The sequence below is a fragment of the Burkholderia sp. BCC1047 genome (assembly GCF_902833155.1).
Taxonomy (GTDB): domain Bacteria; phylum Pseudomonadota; class Gammaproteobacteria; order Burkholderiales; family Burkholderiaceae; genus Burkholderia; species Burkholderia sola.
This window is the reverse complement of record NZ_CADFEH010000007.1, coordinates 38,317-63,033: the sequence shown is the minus strand read 5'-3', so window position 1 is coordinate 63,033 and position 24,717 is coordinate 38,317. Positions and strand designations below refer to the sequence as shown.

The 24,717-nt window shown below is 68.0% G+C and carries 23 protein-coding genes; 8 read left to right on the top strand and 15 right to left on the bottom strand.

What is annotated here, in order from left to right; translation table 11 throughout:
* Window position 1: 1 nt before the first annotated feature.
* The 5 genes from HWX55_RS10075 to HWX55_RS10055 form a co-directional block, all read right to left on the bottom strand.
* Window positions 2-1,117 (bottom strand): acetoin dehydrogenase dihydrolipoyllysine-residue acetyltransferase subunit, encoded by a 1,116-nt coding sequence (locus HWX55_RS10075; RefSeq protein ID WP_175975486.1) that lies wholly within the window; start codon window positions 1,115-1,117, stop codon window positions 2-4.
* Window positions 1,118-1,121: 4 nt separating this feature from the next.
* On the bottom strand, window positions 1,122-2,126 hold the full coding sequence (locus tag HWX55_RS10070; protein ID WP_175975485.1) for an alpha-ketoacid dehydrogenase subunit beta: 1,005 nt from the start codon (window positions 2,124-2,126) through the stop codon (window positions 1,122-1,124).
* Between the two features lie 53 nt (window positions 2,127-2,179).
* The gene (locus HWX55_RS10065; RefSeq protein WP_175975484.1) at window positions 2,180-3,163 is read right to left on the bottom strand and encodes a thiamine pyrophosphate-dependent dehydrogenase E1 component subunit alpha; all 984 of its coding nucleotides are present in this window, start codon (window positions 3,161-3,163) and stop codon (window positions 2,180-2,182) included.
* Window positions 3,164-3,241: 78 nt separating this feature from the next.
* Window positions 3,242-4,018 (bottom strand): SDR family NAD(P)-dependent oxidoreductase, encoded by a 777-nt coding sequence (locus tag HWX55_RS10060; protein WP_175975483.1) that lies wholly within the window; start codon window positions 4,016-4,018, stop codon window positions 3,242-3,244.
* A 57-nt stretch (window positions 4,019-4,075) separates the two neighbouring features.
* Entirely contained in the window at window positions 4,076-5,134 is a 1,059-nt protein-coding gene (locus HWX55_RS10055) for an NAD(+)/NADH kinase (RefSeq protein WP_175975482.1), read from the bottom strand.
* Between the two features lie 534 nt (window positions 5,135-5,668).
* On the opposite strand from HWX55_RS10055, the gene HWX55_RS10050 reads away from it, so the two are divergent.
* Window positions 5,669-7,588 carry a sigma-54-dependent Fis family transcriptional regulator gene (locus HWX55_RS10050; protein ID WP_175975481.1) on the top strand — a complete coding sequence of 640 codons (1,920 nt, stop codon included), beginning with the start codon at window positions 5,669-5,671 and terminating at the stop codon, window positions 7,586-7,588.
* A gap of 19 nt (window positions 7,589-7,607) precedes the next feature.
* Here HWX55_RS10050 and HWX55_RS10045 read toward each other — a convergent pair whose 3' ends face one another.
* Both HWX55_RS10045 and HWX55_RS10040 read right to left on the bottom strand, forming a co-directional pair.
* On the bottom strand, window positions 7,608-8,042 hold the full coding sequence (locus tag HWX55_RS10045) for a carboxymuconolactone decarboxylase family protein (RefSeq protein ID WP_175975480.1): 435 nt from the start codon (window positions 8,040-8,042) through the stop codon (window positions 7,608-7,610).
* Window positions 8,026-8,487: a MerR family transcriptional regulator gene (locus tag HWX55_RS10040; RefSeq protein ID WP_124554574.1), complete on the bottom strand. Its 462-nt coding sequence runs from the start codon at window positions 8,485-8,487 to the stop codon at window positions 8,026-8,028. The genes HWX55_RS10045 and HWX55_RS10040 overlap by 17 nt, the downstream gene beginning before the upstream one ends.
* Window positions 8,488-8,783: 296 nt before the next feature.
* On the opposite strand from HWX55_RS10040, the gene HWX55_RS10035 reads away from it, so the two are divergent.
* Both HWX55_RS10035 and HWX55_RS10030 read left to right on the top strand, forming a co-directional pair.
* Complete coding sequence (locus tag HWX55_RS10035) at window positions 8,784-9,395, top strand: helix-hairpin-helix domain-containing protein (protein ID WP_175975479.1); 612 nt, start codon at window positions 8,784-8,786, stop codon at window positions 9,393-9,395.
* Window positions 9,396-9,483: 88 nt separating this feature from the next.
* The gene (locus tag HWX55_RS10030) at window positions 9,484-9,912 is read left to right on the top strand and encodes a YidB family protein (RefSeq protein WP_050013221.1); all 429 of its coding nucleotides are present in this window, start codon (window positions 9,484-9,486) and stop codon (window positions 9,910-9,912) included.
* A 134-nt stretch (window positions 9,913-10,046) separates the two neighbouring features.
* Here HWX55_RS10030 and clpB read toward each other — a convergent pair whose 3' ends face one another.
* Together clpB and HWX55_RS10020 are read right to left on the bottom strand one after the other, a co-directional pair.
* Entirely contained in the window at window positions 10,047-12,644 is a 2,598-nt protein-coding gene (gene clpB, locus HWX55_RS10025) for an ATP-dependent chaperone ClpB (RefSeq protein ID WP_175975478.1), read from the bottom strand.
* A 158-nt stretch (window positions 12,645-12,802) separates the two neighbouring features.
* Window positions 12,803-13,321, bottom strand: a complete 519-nt coding sequence (locus HWX55_RS10020; RefSeq protein WP_175975477.1) for an Rrf2 family transcriptional regulator — start codon at window positions 13,319-13,321, stop codon at window positions 12,803-12,805.
* A gap of 252 nt (window positions 13,322-13,573) precedes the next feature.
* Here HWX55_RS10020 and HWX55_RS10015 point away from each other — a divergent pair, with 252 nt between their 5' ends.
* Window positions 13,574-14,134: a group III truncated hemoglobin gene (locus HWX55_RS10015; protein WP_089488503.1), complete on the top strand. Its 561-nt coding sequence runs from the start codon at window positions 13,574-13,576 to the stop codon at window positions 14,132-14,134.
* A 62-nt stretch (window positions 14,135-14,196) separates the two neighbouring features.
* Here HWX55_RS10015 and HWX55_RS10010 read toward each other — a convergent pair whose 3' ends face one another.
* The 6 genes from HWX55_RS10010 to HWX55_RS09985 form a co-directional block, all read right to left on the bottom strand.
* Complete coding sequence (locus tag HWX55_RS10010) at window positions 14,197-14,673, bottom strand: molybdenum cofactor biosynthesis protein MoaE (protein WP_175975476.1); 477 nt, start codon at window positions 14,671-14,673, stop codon at window positions 14,197-14,199.
* 10 nt (window positions 14,674-14,683) lie between these two features.
* A complete protein-coding gene (moaD, locus tag HWX55_RS10005) occupies window positions 14,684-14,941 on the bottom strand; it encodes a molybdopterin converting factor subunit 1 (RefSeq protein ID WP_050013225.1) in 258 nt (85 codons plus the stop codon).
* 18 nt (window positions 14,942-14,959) lie between these two features.
* Window positions 14,960-16,207: a gephyrin-like molybdotransferase Glp gene (glp, locus tag HWX55_RS10000; protein WP_175975475.1), complete on the bottom strand. Its 1,248-nt coding sequence runs from the start codon at window positions 16,205-16,207 to the stop codon at window positions 14,960-14,962.
* 257 nt (window positions 16,208-16,464) lie between these two features.
* Complete coding sequence (thrC, locus tag HWX55_RS09995; protein ID WP_124554576.1) at window positions 16,465-17,916, bottom strand: threonine synthase; 1,452 nt, start codon at window positions 17,914-17,916, stop codon at window positions 16,465-16,467.
* A gap of 10 nt (window positions 17,917-17,926) precedes the next feature.
* A complete protein-coding gene (locus HWX55_RS09990) occupies window positions 17,927-19,255 on the bottom strand; it encodes a homoserine dehydrogenase (protein WP_124594398.1) in 1,329 nt (442 codons plus the stop codon).
* A 53-nt stretch (window positions 19,256-19,308) separates the two neighbouring features.
* Window positions 19,309-20,547 (bottom strand): pyridoxal phosphate-dependent aminotransferase, encoded by a 1,239-nt coding sequence (locus HWX55_RS09985; protein ID WP_175975474.1) that lies wholly within the window; start codon window positions 20,545-20,547, stop codon window positions 19,309-19,311.
* A 315-nt stretch (window positions 20,548-20,862) separates the two neighbouring features.
* On the opposite strand from HWX55_RS09985, the gene HWX55_RS09980 reads away from it, so the two are divergent.
* The 4 genes from HWX55_RS09980 (at window position 20,863) to HWX55_RS09965 (ending at window position 24,714) form a co-directional block, all read left to right on the top strand.
* A complete protein-coding gene (locus HWX55_RS09980) occupies window positions 20,863-21,237 on the top strand; it encodes an Mth938-like domain-containing protein (protein WP_012328660.1) in 375 nt (124 codons plus the stop codon).
* Between the two features lie 123 nt (window positions 21,238-21,360).
* The gene (locus tag HWX55_RS09975) at window positions 21,361-23,037 is read left to right on the top strand and encodes a glycosyltransferase family 39 protein (RefSeq protein ID WP_175975473.1); all 1,677 of its coding nucleotides are present in this window, start codon (window positions 21,361-21,363) and stop codon (window positions 23,035-23,037) included.
* 13 nt (window positions 23,038-23,050) lie between these two features.
* Window positions 23,051-23,422 carry an EamA family transporter gene (locus HWX55_RS09970; RefSeq protein ID WP_050013231.1) on the top strand — a complete coding sequence of 124 codons (372 nt, stop codon included), beginning with the start codon at window positions 23,051-23,053 and terminating at the stop codon, window positions 23,420-23,422.
* A 140-nt stretch (window positions 23,423-23,562) separates the two neighbouring features.
* Window positions 23,563-24,714, top strand: a complete 1,152-nt coding sequence (locus HWX55_RS09965; protein WP_124594399.1) for a DegT/DnrJ/EryC1/StrS aminotransferase family protein — start codon at window positions 23,563-23,565, stop codon at window positions 24,712-24,714.
* The last annotated feature ends 3 nt before the right edge of the window (window positions 24,715-24,717 follow it).

Here is a 24,717-nt window from a genome sequence, read left to right as displayed (position 1 = left end):
GTCAGTCTCCGAGGAATGCGACGATCAGGCGGTTCACGTCGGCGGCCGACTCCATCTGCACCATGTGCCCGCTGCCGGCGATCACCTCGGCGCGCACGCCGTCCGGCAAGCCCTGCGCATGCTGCGCCGGAATCACCTGGTCGCGCTCACCCCAGATCACGAGCGTGCGCGGCGCCAGCGACGCGATGCGCTCACGGAACACGCGGCGCTGGATCGTGCCGTCGAACGCGGCATGCGCGATTTTCTCCAGCGCGGCCTGCACGCCTTCGAGCCGCTTGTACTTGACGAGATCCTCGACCAGTTGCCGCGTGACCAGCGCGTCGTCCGCGAACAGCGCGCCGAGGTGCGGCTTCAGCGTGTTGCGGCTGTTGCCGGCGACGAAGCCGTCGATGTACGCGCGGTTGATGTCGGCGCCGAGCCCGGCGCTCGCGATCAGCGTGAGCGACGCCACGCGCGCCGGCGCGCTGTCGGCCAACGTCATCGCCACCGCGCCGCCCATCGAATGGCCGATCAGGTGCGCGCGCTCGATGTGCTGCGCATCGAGCAGCGCGAGCACCGCGTCGGCCAGTTCGTCGAGGCTGCCGCTCTCGACCGCCTTGCCCGATTCGCCGTGGCCGGGCAGATCGAGCGCCCACACCGGCCGGTGCGCGGCGAGCTCCGCGTGATTGAACAGCCAGTTGTTCAGGTCGCCGCCGAAGCCGTGGATCAGCACGGCCGGCGTGCCCGAACCGTCACCGAGCTTCAGGAAACGGATCGTGCGTCCGCCGATCTGCGCCTTCTCCGGCTGCGGGCCGGCCGCCTCGTCGGACGCCGCGCTCGGCACGAAATCGCGCTGGAAGTCGGCGATCGCCGCGTCGATGTCGGCGTCGCTCGCATCGGCCGCCGCGACGACGCCGAGCAGCGCGCCGACGGGCAGCGTCTCGCCCTCCTGCGCGACCTGCCGGCGCAGCGTGCCGTCGAACGCGCATTCGACGCCCGACGAGATCTTGTCGGTCTCGACGTCGAGCACCTCGTCGCCCTTCGCCACGCGTTCGCCGATCGCCTTCAGCCAGCCGTTGACCTGCCCCTGCTCCATCGACAGCCCCCACTTGGGCATCGTGATCATGTGAATCGACATCGTGTCAGCTCCTCGTCTTGAGTACCGCCTGCGCGATCGCATCGGCGGACGGGATATACAGGTCTTCCAATACACCGGCGAACGGCGTGGGCGTATGCGGCGCGGTCACGAGCTCGATCGGCGCCTTCAGCGAATGGAACGCACGCTGCGCGACGAGCGCGGCGATGTCGGTCGCGATCGAGCAGCGCGGATTCGCTTCGTCGACGACCACCACGCGCCCGGTGCGCGCCGCGCTTTCGAGGATCGTTTCCTCGTCGAGCGGCGACGTCGTGCGCAGGTCGATCACGTCGCACTGGATGCCGTCCTTCGCGAGCGTCGCGGCCGCGTCCATCGCGAGATGCACCATCCGGCCGTACGTGACGATCGTCGCGTCGTCGCCGTCGCGCAGCACGTTCGCCTCGCCGAACGGAATCGCATAGGACTCCTCCGGTACGTCACCCTCGCGCGTATAGAGCAGCTTGTGTTCGAGAAAGATCACGGGATCGTTGTCGCGGATCGCCTGAATCAGGAGCCCCTTCGCGTCGTACGGCGTCGACGGGCACACGACCTTCAGCCCGGGAATGTGCGTGAACAGCGACGTGAGCATCTGCGAGTGCTGCGCGGCCGCGCGCAGGCCCGCGCCGTACATCGCGCGAATCACGACGGGCGTCACGGCCTTGCCGCCGAACATGTAGCGGAATTTCGCGGCCTGGTTGAAGATCTGGTCGAAGCACACGCCCATGAAATCGATGAACATCAGTTCCGCGACGGGCCGCATCCCGCACGCGGCCGCGCCGACCGCCGCGCCGATGTAGCCGCCCTCCGACAGCGGCGTATCGAGCACGCGGCCCGGAAACTTGTGGAACAGCCCCTTCGTCACGCCGAGCACGCCGCCCCATGCGTCGTCCTCGCCCGGCGCGCCCGCGCCGCCCGCGTTGTCCTCGCCCATCACGATCACGCTGTCGTCGCGCGCCATTTCCTGCGCGAGCGCCTCGTTGATCGCCTGCGAATAAGTGATCTTCCTTGCCATGTCTGTCTCCTGGAATGTTGGGTTGCCGTGCCGGCTGCCGGGTCAGCTCGCGCTCACGGATACGACACGTAGACGTCGGCCAGCAGGTCGGCGGCATCCGGCAGCGGCGCGGCCTTCGCCTGTGCGACCGCGTCGTCGATCAGCGCCTTCACTTGCGCATCGACCGCGCGCAGGTCGTCGGTCGTCAGCGCTTCGGCGCGCACGACGCGCGTTTCGAAATGCTTCAGGCAGTCCTTCTCGTCGCGCAGCTTCTGCACTTCGCCCGGCGCGCGGTAGGTTTGCGCATCACCCTCGAAGTGGCCGAAATAGCGCGTGAACTTCACCTCGACGAGCGTCGGGCCGCCGCCGTTGCGCGCGCGCTCGACGGCCTCGCCGAGCGCCTCGTGCACCGCGAAGAAATCGAAGCCGTCGACGATCACGCCCGGCATCCCGAACCCGTTCGCGCGATCGGCGATGTTGTCGGTCGCGACCGACCAGCTCGACGACGTCGCTTCCGCATAGCCGTTGTTTTCGGCGACGAAGATCGCGGGCAGCCGCCACACCGACGCGAGGTTCATCGATTCGAAGATCACGCCCTGGTTCGACGCGCCGTCGCCGAAGAAGCACACGCCGACGCCGCCCGTCTTCTTGTGCTTGGCCGCGAGCGCCGCGCCGCACACGAGCGGGCCGCCCGCGCCGACGATCCCGTTCGCGCCGAGCATCCCCATCGACAGGTCGGCGATGTGCATCGAGCCGCCCTTGCCGCGGCAAACGCCCGTCTTCTTGCCGTAGATCTCGGCCATCATCCCGTGCACGTCGACGCCCTTCGCGATGCAATGGCCGTGGCCGCGGTGCGTGGTCGCCACGTAGTCGTCGAGGCCGAGGTGCAGGATCGTGCCGACGGCGGACGCCTCCTCGCCCGCGTACAGGTGAACGAAGCCGGGAATCTCGCCGGTCGCGAATTCGACGTGCAGGCGTTCCTCGAATTCGCGGATCGTGCGCATCAGCCGATAGGCATCCAGCAGCGTGTCCCTGCCGAGCTGTGTCGAAGCGGTCATGTGTGTCTCCTGGTTAGGTCTGACTGCGAATGCCGCCCCGGCCGTGCCGTGGCGGCGGATTGCACGGCCTCGCGGCCGTCAGTGAAACGTGAAGCCGCCGTCGACGTTCACGGCCTGGCCCGTCACGTTGTCCATCGTCGCGAAGAACAGCGCGAGCCGGCCCATGTCTTCCGGCGTCTGCGCGCGGCCCTGCGGAATCAGCGTCAACTGGTGCCGCTGCCACGATTGCTCGACCGATTCGCCGTCGGTCTTCCATTCGTCGGACAGCCGGTCCCACATGTAAGTGCGGACGATGCCGGGACAGATCGCGTTGACGGTCACGCCGTCGCGCGCGAGTTCCTTCGCCAGCGCGTTGGTGAAGCCGACGACCGCGAATTTCGATGCGCTGTAATGCGCGAGATTCGGAAAGCCTTCCTTGCCCGCGATCGACGCGACGTTGATGATCCGGCCGCGGCCCTGCGTCTTCAGGTGGGCCAGTGCCGCCCGGCAGCCGAGGAACGTGCCCTTTGCGTTCACGTCCATCACGAAATCCCAGTCGCGCTCGGTCAGTTCGGCGACCGGATGAATGCTGATCACGCCCGCGCAATTCACGAGGATGTCGAGCCGGCCTAGCTCGGCGAGCGCCTGCGCGACCATCGCGTCGACCTGCGCGGCCTGCGTGACGTCGACCTTCGCGATCGCGGCCCGGCGGCCGAGCGCGCGGACCTCGCGCGCGGTGGCGTCGAGCGCGTCGTCGAGCAGGTCGGCCAGCAGGATGTCCGCGCCGGCGCCGGCAAGCGTCAGCGCGATGCCGCGGCCGATGCCGCGCGCGCCGCCCGTGACGATGGCGACCTGTCCTTCGAGGGGGGCTGTCATGCGATGTCTCCTTGATGATCGTTATGGATGGCGAAGCGTCTTCGTCAAACCGGTGTATCAGTCGTGCCACGCGCCGGCGTCGCGCAGCAGCTGTCGCGACGATGCGTAGCGCAGCGTGCGGCCGACGTCGACCGTCAACGGTCCACGCCAGTCGAGCGCGATCTCGTAGCGATCGCCGCGCGCGACCTCGATCTCGCGCTCGCCGTCGAACGCGAGCGTGCCGCGCTCGAACGGAATCGCGTGCCACGTGCCGGGTTCGAGCCGCTCGCAACTGCGCATCACGACACGGTCGACGCGCCCCGGCGCGATCGGCGCGACGAGCGGCGTGCCGGCCGCGTTGCCGGCTTGCGCGAAGCGCATCGCGAGCCCGTGCGGCGCGCTGCGCTCGAGCGGCGCCCACGCGCCGCCGAGCGCGGACAGACCGATGCCGTCCGGTTCCGCAAACGTCAGGTAGAGCGAGTCGATGTCGTCGGACCCGGAAATCGCGCGCGCGCCGATGAAGCGCTGCCGCGCGGCGCACACGTCGACGAGCGCGATCTCCTCGCGCCCCGGCTGCGCGCCCGCGACGCAGCGCACGACGAGCCGCTTGTTACGCACGAACGCGACCTCGGCCGGCACGGCGCCGGTCGCGGCGAGCCCTGCGGCGACGCCGGCGACGGTTGCCTCGCGATGTTCGGGAAACGTGTTGTTGGTGCCGGTGGACAGCGCGACGAGCGGCGTCGCGCCGCAATGCGCGGCCACCGCGCGATGGGTGCCATCGCCGCCGAGCACGACGATCAGCGACACTTCCATCCGGTGCAGATAGGCCGCGCCCGCTTGCGTGTCGGCGACGCTGTCGGTGATCGGCAGGTCGACGAATTCGACCTGGGGCCAGCGCTCGTGCGGCGCGACCGCGCGATGCGTGTCGATCGCGCGCAGCAGCAGCGTCGCGATGCCCGTGCGGTCGCGCAGCGTCAGCACGCGCTCGACGCCCATCGCGCCGAGGCCGGCCAGCAGGCGCACGATCATGTTCGCCTTCTCCGCGGTCGGAAACACGGATGCATGCGTCGTGAGGCGGCGGATGTCGCGCCCCGATGCGGGGTTCGCGATCACGCCGACGGTAACGGGCGTCGTCACGGGTTTGTCTCCATCCAGTCGACGGAGCCGGCGCATTGACGCGCGCCGGCTCCGCCTGTTTCGTCCGCAGCCATCGACGGGCGGCGGATCGTCGTCGCCGACGCGATCGCGGCGGCTTGCCCGTCATTACTGCAAGCGGCGTGCCATCGTGCGTGCGATCGCCGCGAAACCCGCGTGGACGCTGGCGCGGCGGGCATGCGCGGGTTCCGGATGCGCAGCCGTGACGACGCAGCGCGCGTCGAATTCGCGCTGACGTCTCACGTCGCCGATACGGCGACGCGATTGCCGCGGCGCCCCGTGCATGCGCGGCGTTGCGCCCGCAAACCCAGCGTTCGCACGGCGCCGCGCACGCGACGCCCCGCCGCACGGCCGCCGCGCGCCGCGCATGCGGCCGTCTCAACTGCGCGAGACACGGCGCGATACCGGTGAGACGACCGTCTCATGCGCGCCGCGTGCTGCGATGCAATGTGATTCGCCGAACCGGATGTGCTACAAGAACAGCGACATCCCCGCCGTACGGAACCGGAGCCGACCATGCCCTACGCCGTCCCCCAGGCCCAGCACGCCGACCGTGTACTCGGCGCGCTCGCCGGACGCCTGCCCGCGCCGGCGGATTCCGCGCGCCTCGTGTCGTCGTGGCAACGGTCGCTGGAGCGCTACCGTCTCGACCCCGCTTCGTCGATCGGCCCGCGCGTGCTGACCGCGGCGGAGCTGCGCGAAGTGCGCGACAAGGAGGAAGCCTTCCTGCGCGCGTCGGGCCAGTGCCTGACGCGGCTGCACGACATGATTCGCGTCGCCGACTACTGCGTGATGCTGACCGACGCGCATGGCGTGACGATCGACTACCGGATCGACCGCGAACGCCGCAACGACTTCCGCCATGCGGGGCTGCACATCGGCTCGTGCTGGTCGGAAAGCGAGGAAGGAACGTGCGGCGTCGCGAGCGTGCTGACCGATCTCGCACCGATCACCGTGCACAAGACCGATCACTTTCGCGCGGCGTTCACGACGCTCACGTGCAGCGCGGCGCCGATCTTCTCGCCGGGCGGCGAACTGATCGGCGTGCTCGACGCGTCGGCCGTGCATTCGCCCGACGGCCGCGACAGCCAGCGTCTCGTCTACCAGCTCGTGCGGCAGAGCGCGGCGCTGATCGAGGACGGCTACTTCGTGCACAGCACCGCGCAGCACTGGATATTGTTCGGGCATCCGAACCGTCACTACGTCGAGGCGCAGCCCGAGTGGCTGATCGCATTCGACGAATGCGGCAACATCGTCGCCGCGAACCGGCAGGCGCGCGACGCGCTGCCGGCGCTGCGCGAGCCGCGCCATATCGACGAGATCTTCGATGCGACCGAGATGCCGCTGCGCGACGCCGCGCGGCTCGATGCGATCGTCGCGCTGCGCGTGCGCGCGACCGGCGCCCCGCTCTACGCGCGGCTGCGTGCGCCGCTACGACGCGCCGGCCGCGACCCCGGCGCGGCGTCGCGCCGCCCGGGCACCGCCGCGCCGCGTCACGTCGGCGCGCTGACGCCGTTCCTGCACAGCAGCGATGCGCGCATCGCGCAACAGGCCGAACTCGCGCTGCGCGTCGCGAGCAAGCGGCTGCCGATCCTCGTGCTCGGCGAAACCGGCGCGGGCAAGGAAGTGTTCGCCCGCGCGATCCACGACGCCGGCGCGCGTCGCGCGCGGCCGTTCGTCGCCGTCAACTGCGGCGCGCTGCCGGAAGCGCTGATCGAGAGCGAACTGTTCGGCTATGCGGCCGGCGCGTTCACCGGCGCACGCAAGCACGGCGCACGCGGCAAGATCGCGCTCGCCGACGGCGGCACGCTGTTTCTCGACGAAATCGGCGACATGCCGCTCGCGCTGCAGACGCGCTTGCTGCGCGTGCTCGCCGACGGCGAGGTCGTGCCGCTCGGCAGCGATACGCCCGTGCGCGTCGATCTCGACGTGATCTGCGCGACACACCGCGATCTCGCGCGGATGGTCGCCGACGGCACGTTCCGCGAGGATCTGTACTACCGGTTGAGCGGCGCGACGTTCGACCTGCCGCCGCTGCGCGAACGCGCGGACGTGCGCGACGTGATCGCCGCCGTGTTCGCCGAGGAAGCGCAGGCGACCGGCCACGTGCTCACGCTCGACGCGACGCTCGCCGAACAGCTCGCCGCGTATGCATGGCCGGGCAACGTGCGGCAACTGCGCAACGTGCTGCGCTATGCGTGCGCGGTGTGCGACGCCGCGCGCGTGACGCGTCGCGACCTGCCGGCCGACCTTGCCGCGCAACTCGGCGGCGCGCCGCCGGGCGCGCTGCCCGACGACGAACGCGGCCGCATCGTCGCCGCGCTCACCGCGCATCGCTGGCGGCCCGACGCGACCGCCCGGGCGCTCGGCATGTCGCGCGCGACGCTGTACCGGCGCATCGCGAAGTACCGGATCGTCGCGCCGCACCGCGCGTGACGCACGGGCGCACGCCCCGTCATGCGGGCTGTCCGGCCGCTTCGTTCGCGTGGTCCGTCACGCCGGCCGCTTCGTCGCGCCGCGCGAACACCTCGCGCGCGGCGAACAGCGCGTTCAGCGCGGCCGGCATCCCCGCATACACGGCCATCTGCATGAACACCTCGACGATTTCGTCGCGCGTGCAGCCGACGTTCAGCGCGGCCTCGATGTGCACCTTCAGTTGCGGCTGCGCGTTGCCGAGCGCGGCCAGCGCCGCGATCGTCGCGATTTCGCGCGCCTTCAGGTCGAGCTGCGGCCGGCTGTAGATGTCGCCGAAGCTGAATTCGACCAGGAGCCGCGCGAAGTCCGGCGCGATCGGCGCAAGCGCCGCGATCACGCGTTCGCCCGCTTCGCCGTCGATTTCCTTCAGTTTGTTCCAGCCGCGCGTGTAGCGATCCTCAACGAGTCGTTCCATCGTGTCCGTCCTGTTCCGATAAAGAGTGAGAAGGTTTCGCCCGTCGTTCCGTTTCCCGTTCCTGCGCCTCGTAGTACGCGATCTTGTCGCCGATCGCATCGAGGCTTGCCTGCAGCTCCGCGATATGCGCACGCACCGCGTCGCGATGCGCGACCAGCAAGTCGCGCCGCGCGCCGAACGTCGACGCGCCCTGCTCGCGCAGCACCGCGAACGCCTGCATCTGCGCGATCGGCATGCCGGTCGCCTTCAGGCGCATCACGAAGGCCAGCCAGTCAAGGTCGGCCGGCGCATAGAGCCGGTGCCCGGCCGCCGTGCGCGAAATCGCGCGCAGCAGGCCGGCCTGCTCGTAATACCGCAGCGTGTGCGTCGACACGCCCGTCAGTTCGGCGACTTGCCCGATCGTCAGCGGACCGGCGGCGGAGGGTTGGGATACGGTTTTCGACATGGCAGGAACAAGGTTAGGAGTTAGAGTTCACTCTAAGTCAAGCATTGTCTGACGGCCAGTGCGGCGTTCGCCCGCGATCCGCTCGCGATACCCGGCGACACCGTAAAGAATGGTCAAAATCGGCGCCCCGCAGCGGTTTCGGCCTTTACAGCACCGCAAGCCTTCAGCAAGATTCGGTCAGCCTGTCTCAAAAAGGGCACGCATTTGTCCTATGCTTAACGGCGACGCCCGGCCCGCTCGCGCGTCGTCGTCCGTTGCAACAGCCATTCATCCGTCAGAACCAGGGAGCCCTTGCCATGCTGAAAAAGCTGCTGATGCTGTTCGTCGCGCTGTCGCTGTCGCTCGCCGCCGGCCTTGCCGCGGCCGTCGAAGTCAACACGGCCGACCAGGCCGCGCTCGAATCCGTGAAGGGGCTCGGGCCCGTGAAGTCGAAGGCGATCATCGACGAACGCACCAAGAACGGCCCGTTCAAGGACGCCGACGATCTCGCGAACCGCGTGAAGGGCCTCGGCACGAAGTCGGTCGGGCATCTCGAGGAAAACGGCCTGACGATCGGCGGCGCGTCGACGCCGCCGAAGGGCGTGAAGCTGTCGAAGCCGGCCGCGACGACGTCGGCGGGCACGTCGACCACGACGTCGGCAGGTACTGCCTCGACGTCCACGACCGCGACGGCCGGCACGACGACCGCGGCGCCCGCGCCGTCGGCGAGCGCACCGGAAGCGGCGAGCAAGCCGGCCAAGACCAAGCGCGCGTCGAAGAAGGAAAAAGCGGCAGCGGCTGCGGCGGCATCCGCCGACGCCGGCGCGAGCGCACCGGCCGCCGCGTCGTCCGCGAAGGCGACCAAGGGTTCGAAGAAGAAGAGCAAGAAGGACAAGGCCGCCTCCGCCGCCGCGGCGTCGGGCGCCTGATGTGCGCCGCGCGCGCGACGGCATGCGCGCGGCATTCGTTCAACGGGCGCCGTCGTCACGGCGCCCTTTTCAGTGAAGGTGAAGAACCATGGGTCTCCTCGACATCGTTGGCGGTCTGATCGGCGGCCAGGCCGGCGGCAACTCGCAAAGCGCGCTCATCGCGACCGCGCTCGAATTCATCAACAACCAGCCGGGCGGCCTGAACGGGCTGATCGAGAAGTTCAAGGCCGGCGGCGCCGGCGAGATCATCGGTTCGTGGGTCGGCACCGGCGAAAACCAGCCGATCTCGCCGGATACGCTGCAAAACGTGCTCGGCTCGGACGTCGTCGGCTCGCTCGCGAGCAAGGTCGGCATCGATCCGTCGCAAGCGTCGTCGATCCTCGCGCAGGTGCTGCCGCACGTCGTCAACGGCGCGACGCCGAACGGCGAAGTGCCGGCCAGCGGCCAGCTCGACACGTCGAACGTGCTCGGCACGCTCACGCAGCTCGCCGGCATGTTCGGCGGCAACAAGGCCTGAGCCCGCACGCCTGACAGCCCGGGCGGCCGCTTCGAACGTTTCGGCCGCTCCATAAGCAAACACCCCGCCTGAGCGGGGTGTTTGTTTTTGCGCGCCCGGCGGTGCAAACCGGACGCACCGCCGATTACCGCCGATCAGTGCACGACGCGGTCGAACACGAACTGGCCGTCGTTGACGTCGACCGGGATCACGTCCTTCGGACCGAAGCGGCCGGCGAGGATCAGCTTCGCGACCGGGTTCTCGATCTCCTGCTGGATCGCGCGCTTCAGCGGCCGCGCGCCGAACACCGGATCGTAGCCGACCTTCGCGATCTGCTCGAGCGCCGACGGCGACACGTCGAGCGCCATGTCGAGTTTCGCGAGCCGGTCGTGCAGGCGGGCGAGCTGGATCTTCGCGATCGACTCGATGTTGCTGCGGTCGAGCGCATGGAACACGACGACGTCGTCGATCCGGTTCAGGAACTCGGGGCGGAAATGCTGCTTCACCTCGAGCCACACCGCCTCCTTGATCTCGTCCTGCGGCGCGCCCGTCATCGCCTGGATCACCTGCGAGCCGAGGTTCGACGTCATCACGATCACCGTGTTCTTGAAGTCGACCGTGCGCCCCTGCCCGTCGGTCATGCGGCCGTCGTCGAGCACCTGCAGCAGCACGTTGAATACGTCCGGATGCGCCTTCTCGATCTCGTCGAGCAGGATCACGCTATACGGCTTGCGGCGCACGGCTTCCGTCAGGTAGCCGCCTTCCTCGTAGCCGACATAGCCCGGCGGCGCGCCGATCAGCCGCGCGACGCTGTGCTTCTCCATGAACTCGCTCATGTCGATGCGGATCAGATGCTCTTCCGAATCGAACAGGAACGACGCCAGCGCCTTGCACAGCTCGGTCTTGCCGACCCCCGTCGGGCCGAGGAACAGGAACGAGCCGTACGGACGGTTCGGATCGGCGAGACCCGCGCGCGAACGACGGATCGCGTCGGCCACCGCGCTGATCGCCTCGTCCTGGCCGACCACGCGCTCGTGCAGCTTTTCCTCGATGTGCAGCAGCTTCTCGCGTTCGCCCTGCATCATCCGCGACACCGGAATCCCGGTCGAACGCGACACGACTTCCGCGATTTCCTCGGCGCCGACCTGCGTGCGCAGCAGGCGCGGGCGCGTCGGGTTGTGCTGCTCCTGCTCTTCGGCCTGCGTGACCTGCTTGAGCTGTGACTCGAGCTGCGGCAGCTTGCCGTACTGCAGCTCGGCGACCTTCTCGAGTTTGCCTTCACGCTGCAGGCGCGCGATGTCCGCCCGCACCTTCTCGATCTCTTCCTTCAGTTGCGCGCTGCCCTGCACCGCGGCCTTCTCGGCGGTCCAGATCTCTTCCAGGTCCGCATATTCGCGGCCGAGGCGGTCGATCTCTTCCTCGATCAGCTGCAGGCGCTTCTGCGACGCTTCGTCCTGCTCCTTCTTCACGGCTTCGCGCTCGATCTTCAGCTGGATCAGACGACGGTCGAGCTTGTCCATCTCTTCGGGCTTCGAATCGATTTCCATCTTGATCTTCGAAGCGGCTTCGTCGATCAGGTCGATCGCCTTGTCGGGCAGGAAGCGGTCGGTGATGTAGCGATGCGACAGCTCGGCCGCGGCGACGATCGCCGGATCGGTGATGTCGACACCGTGGTGCAGTTCGTACTTCTCCTGCAGCCCGCGCAGGATCGCGATCGTCGCCTCGACGCTCGGCTCGTCGACGAGCACCTTCTGGAAGCGGCGTTCGAGCGCGGCGTCCTTCTCGATGTACTTGCGGTATTCGTCGAGCGTGGTCGCACCGATGCAGTGCAGTTCGCCGCGCGACAGCGCCGGCTTCAGCATGTTGCCCGCATCCATCGCGCCTTCGGCCTTGCCCGCGCCGACCATCGTGTGAATCTCGTCGATGAAGACGATCGTCCGGCCTTCGTCCTTCGCGATGTCGTTGAGGACCGCCTTCAGGCGTTCCTCGAACTCGCCGCGGTACTTCGCGCCGGCGAGCAGCGCGGCCATGTCGAGCGACAGCACGCGCTTGCCCTTCAGCGTCTCGGGCACCTCGCCGTTGACGATCCGCTGCGCGAGCCCTTCGACGATCGCGGTCTTGCCGACGCCCGGCTCGCCGATCAGCACCGGGTTGTTCTTGGTGCGGCGTTGCAGGATCTGGATCGAGCGGCGGATTTCGTCGTCGCGGCCGATCACCGGATCGAGCTTGCCCGCACGGGCGCGCTCGGTCAGGTCGACCGTGTATTTCTTCAGCGCCTCGCGCTGGCTTTCCGCGTCCTGGCTGTGCACCTGCGAGCCGCCGCGCACCGCGGCGATCGCGGCTTCGAGCGCCTTGCGCGTGAGGCCGTGCTGACGCGCGAGCTTGCCGGCGTCGCCCTTGTCGTCGGACACGGCGAGCAGGAACATCTCGCTCGCGATGAACGTGTCGTTGAGCTTCTGCGCTTCCTTGTCGGCCTGGTTCAGCAGCCCGGCCAACTCACGGCCGATCTGGATGTCGCCGCCCGTGCCCGTCACTTGCGGCAGGCGCGAAATGGCTTCGTTCAGCGCGCCTTGCAGCGCCTGCACGTGAACGCCCGCGCGCGACATCAGCGAGCGGGCCGACCCGTCCTGCTGCGCGACCAGCGCCGCGAGCACGTGAACGGGTTCGATGTATTGATTGTCGCGGCCGGCCGCGAGGCTTTGCGCGTCCGCGAGTGCTTCCTGGAACTTGGTGGTGAGCTTGTCGATTCTCATTTGGTTGAGACCTCCAATTTTCGATTAACACCAAGATGAGGATGGTTATGCGGCTTTCAAGCGAAATTCGGGTTGATTCAGCGCAAAAAATGCCGGATACCCTGAAAACGGCCCGGCGGTGTGATCGGATGGACGCAGGGACCCGCGGCGCCCGCGCGTCAGTGGGCGTTGGACGACGGCTCGGCGGCCGTCGGCGCTTCGTCCGGCGTCGGCGCGGCGCGCACGAGCGCGACCGGACGGATGCCGAGCAGCGCCGCGAGCGGCGACGCGGGCTCGGCCAGTTCGCCGAGCGTGTGACGATCGAGTTCCGCGAAGAACGCATCGCGTGCGGCCGCCAGCACGCCCTTCAGCCGGCACTGCGGCTCGATCGCGCAGCCGCGCGACTCGCCGCCGTCGGGCGAAAAGCAGCCGACCAGCGCGAAGTCGTTTTCGGTCGCCCGCACGACCTGGCCGACCGTCAGTTGCAGCGAATCGGCGAACAGCCGCAGCCCGCCGTTGCGGCCGCGAACGGTGTCGACCCAGCCCAGCTCGCCGAGCTGCTGGACGACTTTCATCAGATGGTTCTTCGAGATGCCGTAGGCGTCCGAGATCTCCTGGATCGTCGCGAGTCCCTCGCCGCGCACGGCGAGGTACAGCATCACGCGCAGCGAATAGTCGGTGTAGTCGGTGAGTCTCATGAGCGAATACGGAAAAGATCGATCGTGCCCCAACGACGTGAGCCGGGCCGATCGCGACGCGTGCAACGCCGATCGAGGATCCCGCGGCGCGGCCCCGGGTTGCCGGGATCGCGTGCGCGCAATAAGATGCGTGATATCTGCACGTTTTCCAGGGGTTACAGGACGCTATTTTGCGTCAAAATCCGGCCGGCGTCCTGCTCGTTGCCTACGCCGGCGCCCCGTCGCTGCCCTGCTCCACCGGCCCTTTTTGTCATGACTGCCCTGCCTGCCTCGCCCGAACCCGTACCGGCCCGCCCCCGCGACGCCGAGCCGACCGAAGACAACATCCGCGCTCTCGTCTACGCGTTTTACGACCGCGTGCGCGCCGATCCGCTGCTCGGGCCCGTGTTCGACGCGAAGCTCGCCGGCCGCTGGGACGATCATCTGCCGAAGATGGTGATGTTCTGGTCGAGCCTCGTGCTCGGCACCAAGGGCTATCGCGGCAACGTGCAGCAGGCGCACCAGCCGCTCGACGGCATCGAGCCGGCCCATTTCAGCCGCTGGCTGTCGCTGTTCCTGAACACCGTCGAAGCGCGTTACGCGCCGGCCGCGGCGATCCGTTTCATGGAGCCCGCGCTGCGGATCGCGCAGAGCCTGCAGTTGAGCCGGTTCGGCTGGGACTACCGGATTCCGCCCGAACAGCAGGCACTGCTCGACGCGGTCGCGCCGCGCCGTCGCGACACGGGCGACGATCCGCACGCGTTGCCGTCGCGCGCTCGCGGCGAGCCGTTTCCGACGAAGATCATCGGGCGCGGCGTCGACCCGGACGCGTAATACCCGTCACGCGCGACGACGCCGCACCTGCGGTACATCGCCGCATCGTCCGCGCGCCGCACTCAGCGCCGCGTATTGCCCGACTCGACGCCCCAGCGCGCGAGCGCGGCGTCGTCGGTACTGCGCGCATCGACCCAACGCTCGCCGTCCGGTGTCGTTTCCTTCTTCCAGAACGGCGCTTCGGTCTTCAGATAGTCCATCACGAACTCGCATGACGCGAACGCATCGCCGCGGTGCGACGCGACCGTCGCGACCATCACGATCTGGTCGAGCGGCAGCAGCCTGCCGACGCGATGCACGATCGCGACGTCGATGCCCGGCCAGCGCCGGCCGGCCTCCGCCGCGATCTTCTCGAGCGCCTTCTCGGTCATGCCCGGATAGTGCTCGAGCTCCAGCGCGGCGACCGCATCGCCTTCGTTCAGGTCGCGCACCGTGCCGACGAAGCACGCGAGCGCGCCGATCTTCGGGTTGCGCGCGCGCAATGCCGCCACTTCGGCGTTCAGGTCGAAATCGTCGGTCTGGACTCGTATCGTTGCCATGACGCCCGCCTCAACCGCCCGTCACCGGCGGGAAAAACGCGACCTCGCAGCCTTCGGTGAGCCGCGTGTCGGGATCGGTCATCTCGTGGTTGCACGCCATGCGCAACGCGCGCCCTTCGGCGAGCGTGTCGGCCCACGCGCCGCCGCGCACGCGCAGCCACGCGCGCACGTCGCCGACGGTCGTCACGCTGTCCGGCACGTCGGCTTCTTCGTCGGCCACGCCCAATGCTTCACGCACGCTTGCAAAAAATTTAAGCTGAATCTTCATGGTTCGGAAGCCGCCGCGTTACGACAGCAATTCGGAAAACGGAATGAAACGCACGGTCTCGCCCGCGCTGATCGCGTGCTGCGGCGGATTATCGATCAGGCCGTCGCCCCAGACCGTCGACGTGAGCACGGCCGAACTCTGGTTCGGGAACAGGTCGAGGCCGCCGGCCGCATTGACGCGCGCGCGCAGGAATTCGTTGCGCCGGTCGCCCTTGCTCTGCGAAAAATCGGCACGCAGCGACAACGCGCGCGGCGCGACGTCGCGCACGCCGGACAGGCGCAGCAGGAACGGCCGCACGAACAGCAGGAACGTGACGAAGCTCGAAACCGGGTTGCCGGGCAGCCCGATGAAGTGCGCGTCGGCGCGCGCGTCGCCGCGGCGCACCGCGCCGTACGCGAGCGGCTTGCCGGGCTTCATCGCGATCTGCCACAGCGCGAGCCGCCCTTCGGCCTCGACGGCCGGCTTCACGTGATCCTCGTCGCCGACCGACACGCCGCCGCTCGTCAGGATCACGTCGTGATCGCGGGCGGCCTCGCGCAGCGTGTCGCGCGTCGCGGCCAGCGAGTCGGGCACGATTCCGTAGTCGGTCACGTGGCAGCCGAGCCGCTCGAGCAGCCCGCGCAGCGTGAAGCGGTTCGAGTTGTAGATCGCGCCGGGCTTCAGCGGCTCGCCGGGCATCGTCAGTTCGTCGCCGGTGAAGAACACCGCCACGCGAATCCGCCGCGCGACCGACAGTTGCGCGCAGCCGACCGATGCGGCGAGGCCGAGCGCCTGCGGCGTGAGCCGCGTGCCGGCCGACAGGATCACCGAACCCTGACGAATGTCCGCGCCCTGCGCGGTGATCCATTCGCCGGCCTTCGGCGTGTGCAGGATCTCGACAGCGTCGCCGTCGGCCAACGTCTGCTCCTGCATCACGACGGCGTCGGCGCCGGGCGGCACCGTCGCGCCGGTGAAGATCCGCGCGGCCGTGCCGGCCGCGAGCGGCGCGGCCGGATGCCCGGCCGGAATGCGTTGCGACACCGGCAAGCGCCGATCGCCGTGCAGCAGGTCGGCCACGCGCACCGCATAGCCGTCCATCGCGCTGGTATGCATCGGCGGCACGTCGAGCGGCGAGCTGACGTCGGCCGCTAGCACGCGGCCGAGCGCGTCGAGCGTGGCGACGGTTTCGGCGCCGGGCAGCGGCTTCGCGGCATCGAGCAGCGCGGCGAGCGCCTCGGCGGTCGACAGCATCGGCGCGCGCGGCGCCGCGGGATTCGGGTTCGACATCGATGGAATCGGGGATCGTTGGAATCAATACGTCATTGTAGCGACGCCGCCGTACGCATGCGCGACATGGCGAACATGCGAAGACTGTGATCGGCGCGAACCCGCAGGTCTGACACTTGTTTCGCGCATTTCGCGCCACATGCGATGTCCGCGTACCCAACCCGCGGGCCAAACGAAACGGCCGGAACCCCGATCCGTTCGACGAATCGGCATTCCGGCCGTCCTGCCTGCACGCCGGGCTCGCGCCCGGCGGCACATCATGCGCCCGTATGGGCGGCGATGAAGTCCTTCACCTGCTGCGCGTCGGCCTTCACGACCTCGAAGCGCTGCGGCAGCGCCTCGAGCCCGTCGAATGCGGCCGGCCGCTCGGCTTCGCGATCGAGCGCTTCGCGGATCGTCTCGCCGAACTTGATCGGCTGCGCCGTCTCGAGCACGACCATCGGCACGCCGGCCTCCAGATGCTCGCGCGCGACCTTCACGCCGTCGGCCGTATGCGTATCGATCATCGTGTCGTAGCGCGAGAACACGTCTCGGATCGTCGCGATGCGGTCGGCGTGGCTGCTGCGGCCGGACACGAAACCGAATTCGGCGACGCGCGCGAAATCGCCGCTGGCCGCGAGATCGAAGCCGCCCTTCTCCTCGACGTCGCGGAACAGTTGCATCACGCGGGCCGGATCGCGGCCGAGCAGGTCGAACACGAAGCGCTCGAAGTTCGATGCCTTCGAGATGTCCATGCTCGGGCTGCTCGTGTGATAGGTGTGCTCGGCGCTGCGCACGCGGTATGCGCCGGTGCGGAAGAACTCGTCGAGCACGTCGTTCTCGTTGGTCGCGACCACCAGCTTCGCGATCGGCAGCCCCATCATCCGCGCGATGTGGCCCGCGCAGACGTTGCCGAAGTTGCCCGACGGCACCGTGAACGACACGCGCTCGTCGTTGGACTGCGTCGCCGCGAAATAGCCCTTGAAGTAGTACACGACCTGCGCGACGACGCGCGCCCAGTTGATCGAGTTGACGGTGCCGATCTTCTGCTGCGCCTTGAATGCGTGATCGTTCGATACGGCCTTCACGATGTCCTGGCAGTCGTCGAACACGCCTTCGACCGCGAGGTTGAAGATGTTCGGATCCTGCAGGCTGAACATCTGGGCCGTCTGGAACGCGCTCATCTTCTTGTGCGGCGACAGCATGAACACGCGCACGCCGGCCTTGCCGCGCATCGCGTATTCGGCCGCGCTGCCGGTATCGCCCGACGTCGCGCCGAGGATGTTCAGCGCTTCGCCGTGCTTCGCAAGCGTGTACTCGAACAGGTTGCCGAGCAGCTGCATCGCCATGTCCTTGAACGCGAGCGTCGGGCCGTTCGACAGTTCGAGCAGCGACAGCGCCGTGCCGTGCTCGGTGCCGAGCGTCTTCAGCGGCGTGATGTCGGATGCGTTCTCGCCGTGGCGCGTGTTGCTGTACACGGCAGCCGTGTACGTGCGGCGCGTGATCGCGCGCAGGTCGTCGGCCGGCACGTCGTCGCAGAACTTCGACAGGATCTCGAACGCGAGATCCGCGTACGGCAGCGTGCGCCAGCGCGCGAGCTCGTCGGCGGACACCTTCGGATACTCGGCCGGCAGGTAGAGCCCGCCGTCCTTCGCGAGACCGCCGAGCAGGATGTCGGAGAACGTATGGCGCTCGCCGATGCCGGCGCCGCGCGTGGAGATGTAGTTCATGTCGTCAGCCTCAGTTCAGCGCTTCCATGCGCAGCTTCGTCACCTTCGACACGACGGTCGCGAGGCTCTCGATTTGCGCGATCGCCGCGTTGACGTTCTTCTCGACCGTCTCGTGCGTGATCAGGATGATGTCGGTTTCGCCGTTCGCGCCGTCGATCTGCTCGGACTCCTTCTGCAGCAGCGCGTCGATCGAGATGCCCGATTCGGCGAGGATGCGCGTGATCGCGGCGAGCACGCCGGTCTGATCGGCGACGCGCAGGCGCAGGTAGTAGCCGCTCGTCACTTCCTCGATCGGCAGAATCGGCGTGTTCGACAGGCTGTCCGGCTGGAACGCGAGGTGCGGCACGCGATGCTCGGGATCGGCCGTATGCAGGCGCGTGACGTCGACGAGATCCGCGACGACGGCCGAAGCGGTCGGCTCCGCGCCCGCGCCCTTGCCGTAGTACAGCGTCGTGCCGACTGCGTCGCCGTGCACGACGACCGCGTTCATCGCGCCCTCGACGTTCGCGAGCAAGCGCTTTTCCGGGATCAGCGTCGGGTGCACACGCAGCTCGATGCCGTTTGCGGCGCGGCGCGCGATGCCGAGCAGCTTGATCCGGTAGCCGAGCTCTTCCGCGTAGCGGATGTCGGTCGCGTCGAGCTTGCTGATGCCCTCGACATACGCGCGGTCGAACTGCACCGGCACGCCGAACGCGATCGCGCTCATGATCGTCGCCTTGTGCGCGGCGTCGACGCCCTCGATGTCGAAGGTCGGATCGGCCTCCGCGTAGCCGAGCGCCTGCGCGGCCTTCAGCGCGGTCGCGAAGTCGAGCCCGCGGTCGCGCATTTCGGACAGGATGTAGTTCGTCGTGCCGTTGATGATGCCGGCGATGTACTGGATGCGGTTCGCGGTCAGGCCCTCGCGCAGCGCCTTGATGATCGGGATGCCGCCGGCGACGGCCGCCTCGAACGCGACCATCACGCCCTTCTCGCGCGCGGCTTCGAAGATCTCGGTGCCGTGCACCGCGAGCAGCGCCTTGTTCGCCGTCACGACGTGCTTGCCGTTCGCGATCGCGCGCAGCACGAGCTCGCGCGCGATGCCCGTGCCGCCGATCATCTCGGCGATGATCGCGATCGACGGATCGTCGACGACCGCGTTGAAATCGTCGGTGATCTGCGCGGTGCCGGCGTGCGCGCCGAGCGCCGCCTGCGCCTTGGCCGGGTTGCGCACGGCAATGCGCGCGACCTCGATGCCGCGCCCCGCGCGTCGTTTGATTTCTTCCTGGTTGCGGTGCAACACCGTGAAGGTGCCGCTGCCGACGGTGCCGAAGCCCAACAGGCCAACTTTGATCGGTTCCATGCTGCGTGTGATCGATGAGTAAGAAGTAGTGAGTTCCGTGAGACGCTGCCCGCTCAGACCGAATGGCGCTTGCGGTAGCCGTCGAGGAAGCGTGCGATCCGGTTGATCGAATCGGTCAGGTCGTCGAGGTTCGGCAGGAAGACCACGCGGAAGTGGTCCGGCGTCGCCCAGTTGAAACCCGTGCCCTGCACCAGCAGCACGCGCTCCTCGAGCAACAGGTCGAGGATGAACTGCTGGTCGTTCTGGATCGGGTAGAGCTTCGGGTCGAGGCGCGGAAACATGTACAGCGCGGCCTGCGGCTTCACGCAGGTCACGCCCGGGATCGACGTCAGCATGTCATACGCGAGTTCGCGCTGCTTGTACAGGCGCCCGCTCGGCACGATCAGCTCGTTGATGCTCTGGTAGCCGCCGAGCGCCGTCTGGATCGCGAACTGGCCGGGCACGTTCGCGCACAGGCGCATCGACGACAGGATGCCGAGCCCTTCCAGGTAATCCTTCGCGCGCCGGCGGTTGTCGCCGCCGAGGCCCGACACGGCCATCCAGCCCGCGCGATAGCCGCACGACCGATAGCTCTTCGACAAACTGTTGAACGTGACGGTGATCACGTCCTCCGACAGCGCGCCGAGCGCCGTGTGCTCGAGGCCGTCGTAGACGATCTTGTCGTAGACCTCGTCCGCGAACACGATCAGCCCGTGCTCGCGCGCGATCGCGAGCAGCTCGAGCAGCAATTCGTCGGAATAAAGCGCGCCGGTCGGGTTGTTCGGGTTGATCACGACGATCGCCTTCGTGTTCGGCGTGATCTTGCTGCGGATGTCGTCGAGATCGGGCATCCACGCGTTCTGCTCGTCGCACACGTAGTGCACGGGCGTGCCGCCCGACAGGCTCACGGCCGCCGTCCACAGCGGGTAGTCGGGCGCGGGCAGCAGCACTTCGTCGCCGTCGTTCAGCAGCGCCTGGGTCGCCATCACGATCAGCTCGGACGCGCCGTTGCCGATGTAGATGTCGTCGAGGCCGACGCCGACCACGCCCTTTTCCTGCGTGTAGTGCATCACGGCCTTGCGCGCCGAGAACACGCCCTTCGAATCCGAATAGCCGGACGATGCCGGCAGGTTGCGGATCATGTCCTGGATGATTTCGTCCGGCGCGTCGAAACCGAACGGCGCGAGGTTGCCGATGTTCAGCTTGATGATGCGGTGGCCTTCTTCCTCGAGGCGCTTCGCGTGCTCGAGCACCGGGCCACGGATGTCGTAGCAGACGTTGAGCAGCTTGTTCGACTTCTGAATCGGTTTCACGACGACACGGTTCCTGGGTTGGCCTTGCGGCCGGGGGACGGGATCAAAACTGGAAAGCGGCCGGTCTGTGCGCGCTGTCTAGACTGGGAAAAAGCGGCGGTCGGACGCGGCTTGTGGCGACGCACGACGCAAGTGGCGCCCGCAGGCGACCAAAAAGTTATAATTTAGCGGATTTTGGCCGACTTTCGCAATGCACCATAGCCGCGCCGGGCCCGCGCCGTCGGGCGTCCGCGCGTGGCCGGGCGCGCGAAACCGGCCCGCCGGGCCCTTGCGGCCGGGCCAATCCATTCCCCTACGGAACCGCGGAATACCGATTTGAAACTGCACCAGGACACGAGCGGCGCGCTCAACACCGTCACCGGCTACGGCCCCGATTATGTCGACGTCAATCTCGAACGCCATGAAACGAGCGTCATCGTGCTGCCCGGCGCGCCGGTCCAGGCCTGGCCCGTGTCGTCGTTCGACGCGCTCGCGCCCGAGCATTTCGCGATGCTGCTCGACCCGACGCCCGAACTCGTGATCTTCGGCAGCGGCGCGCGGCTGCGCTTCCCGCACCCGCGGCTCGTCGCGGCGCTCACCGCGAAGCGGATCGGCGTCGAGACGATGGATTTCCAGGCCGCCTGCCGCACCTACAACATCCTGATGGCCGAAGGCCGCAAAGTCGCCGCCGCGCTCTTAATTGAACGTTAATCCCCGATGCGGTAAAACACGGGCCGGCGCAGCGGGTCGATCCCCGGATCGCCCCGGCCAGGCCGCCCGCCCCCGGCGCACCCCGCCGGCGGCCCGTCACAACAACCAACAGGCTGAAAACCCATGAACGATACGCCGTCGAGGCTACCGCTCAATCGCATCACGCTCGTCCTCCTGCTCGTCGCGTTCGCGATCGTCTGGTTCGCGCCGCTCGGGCTGCGCCACCTGATCCCGAGCGACGAAGGCCGCTATGCGGAAATGGCGCGCGAGATGTTCGTCACCGGCGACTGGATCACGCCGCGCTACAACGGCTACAAGTACTTCGAGAAGCCGCCGCTGCAAACCTGGCTGAACGCGCTGACGTTCGCGTGGTTCGGCATCGGCGAATGGCAGGCGCGCCTGTATACCGCCGTCGCGAGCTTCGCCGGCGTGCTGCTCGTCGGCTACACCGGCGCGCGCCTGTTCAACCCGCTGTCGGGCTTCCTCGCGGCCGTCGTGCTGGCCAGCGCGCCTTACTGGAACCTGATGGGTCACTTCAACGCGCTCGACATGGGGCTCGCGTTCTGGATGGCGCTGTCGCTGTGCTCGCTGCTGCTCGCGCAGCGGCCCGGGCTGCGCCCGGCCGCGGTGCGCGGCTGGATGTGGGCATGCTGGGCCGCGATGGCGTTCGCGGTGCTGTCCAAGGGCCTCGTCGGGCTGATCCTGCCGGGCGCCGTGCTCGTGCTGTATACGATGATCGCGCGCGACTGGGCGCTGTGGAAGCGCCTGTATCTGGTCAGCGGGCTCGTGATCTTCTTCGCGATCGTCACGCCGTGGTTCGTGCTCGTCCAGCAGCGCAACCCCGAATTCTTCAACTTCTTCTTCGTCGTCCAGCAGTTCCGCCGGTACCTGACCCCGGAACAGAACCGCCCGGGCCCGCTGTACTACTTCCTGCCGGTGCTGCTGGTCGGCTTCCTGCCGTGGCTGTCGGTCGCGTGGCAGAGCATCCGCCATGCGCTGCGCATGCCGCGCCAGCCGAACGGCTTCTCGCCGATGCTCGTGCTGCTGATCTGGAGCGCGTTCATCTTCCTGTTCTTCAGCGCGTCGCATTCGAAGCTGATCTCGTACGTGCTGCCGGTCGCGCCGGCGCTCGCGCTGATCATCGGCGCGTACCTGCCGCTGATGACGGCCGAGCGCTTCCGCCGCCACCTGCTCGGCTATCTCGTGTTCTTCGTCGCCGCGGCGTTCGGGATCATCTTCCTCGCGTACCAGGGCGACGCCCGCACGCCGAACGCGCTGTACCGCGCGTTCCAGATGTGGCTGTACGCCGGTCTCGCGGTCTCGGCCGCGCTGACGCTCGCGGCCGCGTGGCTGAACCGCCGCGCGGGCGTGGCCGCCGCGCTCGCCGCGTTCGGCGCCGCATGGCTCGCGTTCGGCACGATCGGCGGCACCGGGCACGACGAATTCGGCCGCTACAGCTCGGGCGCGCTGCTCGCGCCGGCCGTGCGCGCCGAACTGGCGAAGCTGCCGCCCGACACGCCGTTCTACTCGATCGAAATGCTCGATCACACGTTCCCGTTCTACATGGGCCACACGACGATCATGGTCCAGCGCCAGGACGAGCTCGCGTTCGGAATCTCGGTCGAGCCGAACAAGTGGATCCCGACCGTCGGCGAATGGGTCACGCGCTGGAAGCAGGACACCCATGCGCTCGCGATCATGCCGCCCGGCCAGTACGACGCGCTGGCCAAGGAAGGCGTGCCGATGCGCGTGGTCGCGCGCGACAACCGCCGCGTGATCGTCGAGAAACCGCAATCGTAAGGACGTCCTTCGCATGAATCCCGTTTCGTTCGTCTGCATCATCACCGGCGTGATGCTCAACGCCTGTGCGCAACTTCTGCTGAAAGCCGGCGTCAACGCCGTTGGACACTTCGAATTCAGCCGTGCGAACATCATCCCGGTCGGGTTCAAGATCGCGACCCAGCTGCCGATCATCGGCGGGCTCGGCTGCTACGTGCTGAGCGTCGTCGTGTGGATCGTCGGGCTGTCGCGGGTCGACGTGTCGATCGCATACCCGATGCTGTCGCTCGGCTACGTCGTCAACGCGTTCGCGGCGTGGTATCTGTTCGGCGAGGTGCTGTCGATCCAGAAATTCGTCGGCATCGGCATCATCCTGATCGGCGTGCTCGTGCTCGCGCGCAGTTGAGCGCGGCCCGCGGCCCCGGCGTTCGTTAAGCGTCCGCCTACAAAAAATCACGGTGCGAATCGGCCAACCGGTGTTTAATGCCGGTTTCGGACGGATCGCCCGACCCTTTTATTACACGCCATTACAGGCCCAACGCGTTCATGAGCCAGACTACCGCTCCGTTTCTGCCGTTCACCCGCCCCGAGATCGATGAGGAAACCATCCAGGGCGTCGTGGACGTGCTCCGTTCGGGCTGGATCACCACCGGCCCGCAGTGCCAGAAATTCGAAGCCGCGCTGTCCGAGTACTGCGGCGGCCGTCCGGTCCGCGCGTTCAATTCGGGCACCTGCACGCTCGAGATCGGCCTGCGCATCGCGGGCGTCGGCCCCGGCGACGAGGTGATCACGACGCCGGCGTCGTGGGTCTCGACCAGCAACGTGATCATCGAAACCGGCGCGACGCCCGTGTTCGCGGACATCGATCCCGTCACGCGCAACATCGACCTCGACAAGCTCGAGCAGGCGATCACGCCGCGCACGAAGGCGATCATCCCCGTGTTCCTGTCCGGCCTGCCGGTCGACCTGGACCGCCTGTACGCGATCGCCCGCGCGCACAAACTGCGCGTGATCGAGGATGCCGCGCAGGCGTTCGGCTCGACGTGGCACGGCAAGCGCATCGGCGCGATCGGCGACATCGTGTCGTTCAGCTTCCACGCGAACAAGAATCTGACGACGATCGAAGGCGGCGCGCTCGTGCTGAACAACGAGGACGAAGCCGTGCTCGCGCAGAAGTACCGGCTGCAGGGCATCACGCGCACCGGCTTCGACGGGATGGACTGCGACGTGCTCGGCGGCAAGTACAACCTGACCGACGTCGCCGCGCGCGTCGGCCTCGGCCAGCTGCCGCACATCGAGCGCTTCACCGCGCAGCGCCGCGCGCTCGCCCGCGCGTATTTCGCCGCGTTCGACGGCGGCGCGGCCGTGAAGCTGGGCCTTGGCCTGCCGGTCGCCGAATTCGAGAACGGCAACTGGCACATGTTCCTGGTCACGCTGCCGCTCGAGCGGCTGACGATCACGCGCGCCGAATTCATGGCGCAGATGAAGGAACGCGGCATCGGCACCGGCATCCACTACCCGGCGATCCATCTTTTCACGCTGTACCGTGCGCGCGGTTTCAAGGAGGGCATGTTCCCCCACGCCGAACGGTACGGCGCGTCGACCGTCACGCTGCCGCTGTTTACGCAGATGACGGAAGGCGACGTGCGTCGCGTGGCCGACGCCGTCAATCAGATTTGCGAACAATACGGAAAATAAGCG